The organism is Williamsia sp. (assembly GCF_036566845.1).
Taxonomy (GTDB): Bacteria; Actinomycetota; Actinomycetes; order Mycobacteriales; family Mycobacteriaceae; genus Williamsia.
The window spans coordinates 1-3,581 of the sequence record NZ_DATCVM010000283.1 but is presented as its reverse complement, the minus strand read 5'-3'; the positions used below and the strand labels follow the sequence as shown (position 1 = coordinate 3,581).

Here is a 3,581-nt window from a genome sequence, read left to right as displayed (position 1 = left end):
CGCCCATCCCCGCTGTCGTCGCCATTCCCTGGTTGAACGCCGACGACAACGGCGACGCGCTGCCCGCACCTGGCACGGCTCCTGCGTTCGGCAAACCACCTGCTGCGCCGGGCATCTGACCGACACCGCCACTCAGCGGGTTAGACCCAATCCCCGGCATGCCGCCACTGCCCAGGCCGCCGGGCATCTTCGGAATTCCGCCACCGGAACTCATCCCGCCGCCACCAATACCGCCCATCGACGGCATGCCGGCACCGCCGAGCGCTGAGGCCGCTGGTGAAGAAGTCACGCCAGGCGTCGGCTGCGTTACCGGCCCGGTCGCGGCCTTGATGCTCTCATCACCAGCGGCCGACTTGCTGCCGGGACTAACTCCAGGCTGCGTGGTTGACGTACCTGCAGGATCGGTCGGCGCGTCGTCCACAGGCTTAGGTGCGTCGGCCCCAGCTTCCCGCTTTTCGGTGTCGCTGTAGGGGTTTTCGTCCTGTTCGATTCGCGGCGACGTGTGGTCGACGGGCTGGACTGGTGGAGCGGTAGGAGCATCGCCCCACTTCGTCAAAAGATCGAGTGCCCTGGTGTTTTCGGTGCTCGCCTTGAAGGCGGTGTGGGAGGCCATTGCGGCGGTTACTCCCGCCTCGGTTTGGTATCGGGCTATGCCGTGGTACTGGGTCACCAGGGCTTCGGCTTCGCCTGGGAGCTTCGCGCTCGCGATCTTGGCGTCTGCCTCGCGGACGAGCTGCTCTTGACCGGCGCGTGTATCGCGCAGCACCGTGGCGATATCGGCGCACTTGTTGGCGCACTTGTCGTGCCACTCAGCGATCGTCTTGGCTTCCTCGGCCAACACTGCGCCCGCCCGGTGGGCTTCGTCGAAGCCCTGCGAATCCGCGGCATCGCGAAACTCCGCGTTGTCAGTGACGATCTTCTGGTGGATTCCGTCCCACGTCGTCGCACCGACCCGGTAGGTCTGCTCCTGGGCGTCCCAATCCCCAGCGTCCGGTGGCTCCATGTCTGGCGTAACGATCAGCCGCCCATACGATCCCGCAGACCCTCCGACAGCAGGCATCAGCGCAACCCGCACTCGGACGTGATGGCATCGATCAGATCGTTACCGCGTTTTAGTTCACGGGCGGCTTCGTCCCAGTGCCGCATGTTGAGCGCGTGCAGCATGTCGATTCTCGTTGTCATCCAGGCACGCAGAGGCTTCGCCGTTGAAGCTGGTGTGGCGTCAGACAGTTGCGTACGCAGGTACGAAACCGCGGCCATACCGGTACGTTTCTCCGTGGCCAGCGCGGCGAGGCTCTCCGGACTTGTCCAGCTCTGCTCCAACGCCTCGGCGCTGGACCTGCTCGCCACCGCCGTCGACCGTGCCGCCCGATCCCATGCCGAGCAGGCGGCCGCCTTAGCGGCCTGGGTGTCACTGCTGCTGTACGTCGGTGGCGGTGATGGAACCACGTTCACCGTGTGTCGGGCTGGTTCGATTGGATGGGCGAGGGCCAGCCCGCTGGTCACCGCGGCACCCACTGCAACCACGAACGCCGCCGACGCGGCGGTGATGACGGTGCGGTGACGCCGCCGGCCCCTCATGGTCATGACACGACGGTATCGCGGGTAAGTGACACCGGGCCACCGCCGCGGGCGCATTCGAAATAGCGAATTTCCGCAGGTCTGTTGCCTATAGATAACACTTGGCAAATCAGTGCAGGTCAGGTGGAGCAATGATCAGAACCTGTGGATGAGCCTCGGTGAGGGGGCGTGAAAGTGGGCGCACCTTCCCGAGGATGATCTGAAAGTCAAGTGGTTCTGATCAAGACCGGCGTTGGCGCGCTGGTTGGGAAGGTACGCCCATGCTCACCGTAGTTCACGATGCCCAGGAGTCCAACGGCAGCGACTCAGATCGGAGGTCGTTGCTCGATGAGATCGTCCGTGACGGGGCCCGGCAGATGCTGGCTGCCGCGCTGAAGGCTGAGGTCGCCGCCTACGTGGCCCAGTTCGCCGATCAACTCGACGAGGCCGGGCATCGGCTGGTGGTGCGTAACGGTTATCACGAGCCGCGTGAGGTGCTGACCGCGGCCGGCGCGGTCGAGGTCAAAGCGCCGCGGGTCAACGACCGCCGCGTGGACCCGGACACCGGTGTCCGGCAGCGGTTCTCCTCGGCGATCCTGCCGGCGTGGGCACGCAAGTCGCCGCAGATCAGCGAGGTGTTGCCGCTGCTGTACCTGCATGGGCTGTCCAGCGGGGATTTCGGGCCGGCCCTGGAGCAGTTCCTCGGATCCGGGGCCGGGTTGTCGGCCTCGACGATCACCCGGCTGACCGCGCAGTGGCAGGACGAAGCCGCCGCGTTCGGGCGCCGGGATCTGTCCGGCACCGACTACGTGTATTTGTGGGTCGACGGCATCCACCTCAAGGTCCGCCTGGAGCAGACCAAGTTGTGCCTGTTGGTGATGATCGGCGTGCGCACCGATGGCCGCAAGGAGCTCGTCGCCTTGACCGACGGGTATCGGGAGTCGGCCGAGTCGTGGGCCGATCTGCTGCGTGACTGCAAACGTCGCGGGATGGCTGCCCCGGTGCTGGCCGTGGGCGATGGCGCCCTGGGGTTCTGGAAGGCGGTCCGCGAAGCGTTCCCGGCCACGCGTGAGCAGCGGTGCTGGTTTCACAAGCAGGCCAATGTCCTTGCCGCACTGCCGAAGTCGGCGCATCCTTCGGCGTTGGCGGCGCTCAAGGACATCTACAACGCCGAGGATATCGACAAGGCTCAGCTGGCGGTCAAGGCCTTCGAAGTCGACTTCGGCGCCAAATACCCCAAGGCGGTCGCCAAGATCACCGACGACCTGGACACCTTGCTGGAGTTCTACAAGTACCCGGCCGAGCATTGGATTCACCTGCGCACGACGAATCCGATCGAAAGCACTTTCGCCACCGTGCGGCTGCGCACCAAGGTCACCAAGGGGCCGGGATCACGCGCGGCCGGGATTGCCATGGCCTACAAGCTGATCGACGCCGCCCAGGCCCGCTGGCGGGCCGTCAACGCCCCACATCTGGTCGCCCTGGTGCGCGCCGGTGCGGTCTTTCACAAAGGCAAACTGCTCGAACGGCCCACCGACATCACCCCACCGACACCGCCCTCAGACGGCGATCAGCGCACCGGAACGGAGGTCGCCTGAAAACCCCGATCCACAGGTCTTGACAATTTCTCGAGTTTCCGCCCTGTGTAGTTGATCGGCGTGTCTTATGTTGTGGTGCTTGGTTTTTGACGTGATTAGGTGTATTACCCATATATGCCGTCTATTGTGGGGAAGCGACGTGGGAAGCACACGTACTACTACCTGGTGGAATCGGCACGGGTGGACGGCAAGCCGCGGATCGTGTCGCAGGAATATTTGGGTACCGCCGAGGAAGTGATGGCCAAACTGGCCGGTGGTGGTGCCGGGGAACCGGTGCGTAGCCAGCACAAACGGTTCGGCGACCTGGCCGCAGTGTGGTCGGTTCTGCAGTGAATCGCCCTGGAAATGCTGGAGGCTCCTGACCTTGGAAACGAGGATGCAGGTATGCCGAAAGAACAGTCGCCAGGGAAGCCGACGACACGC

2 protein-coding genes and 2 pseudogenes are annotated in these 3,581 nt (G+C 64.7%); 2 read left to right on the top strand and 2 right to left on the bottom strand.

The window, feature by feature from the left end; all coding sequences use genetic code 11:
- Together VIQ49_RS28160 and VIQ49_RS28155 are read right to left on the bottom strand one after the other, a co-directional pair.
- A pseudogene (locus VIQ49_RS28160) lies at window positions 1-1,060 on the bottom strand (hypothetical protein); the annotation flags it as partial.
- Window positions 1,060-1,587 (bottom strand): hypothetical protein, encoded by a 528-nt coding sequence (locus tag VIQ49_RS28155; protein ID WP_331890357.1) that lies wholly within the window; start codon window positions 1,585-1,587, stop codon window positions 1,060-1,062. The gene VIQ49_RS28155 and the pseudogene VIQ49_RS28160, both read right to left, overlap by 1 nt.
- Window positions 1,588-1,841: 254 nt before the next feature.
- On the opposite strand from VIQ49_RS28155, the gene VIQ49_RS28150 reads away from it, so the two are divergent.
- Window positions 1,842-3,158 carry an IS256 family transposase gene (locus VIQ49_RS28150; protein ID WP_331890355.1) on the top strand — a complete coding sequence of 439 codons (1,317 nt, stop codon included), beginning with the start codon at window positions 1,842-1,844 and terminating at the stop codon, window positions 3,156-3,158.
- A 114-nt stretch (window positions 3,159-3,272) separates the two neighbouring features.
- Window positions 3,273-3,488 (top strand): annotated as a pseudogene (locus tag VIQ49_RS28145) (IS1634 family transposase); the annotation flags it as partial.
- Between the last annotated feature and the right edge of the window lie 93 nt (window positions 3,489-3,581).

Coding starts and splice junctions, on each gene's coding strand:
- VIQ49_RS28155 (WP_331890357.1), bottom strand. CDS start 1,587: ATGACCATGAGGGGCCGGCGGCGTCACCGCACCGTCATCACCGCCGCG.
- VIQ49_RS28150 (WP_331890355.1), top strand. CDS start 1,842: ATGCTCACCGTAGTTCACGATGCCCAGGAGTCCAACGGCAGCGACTCA.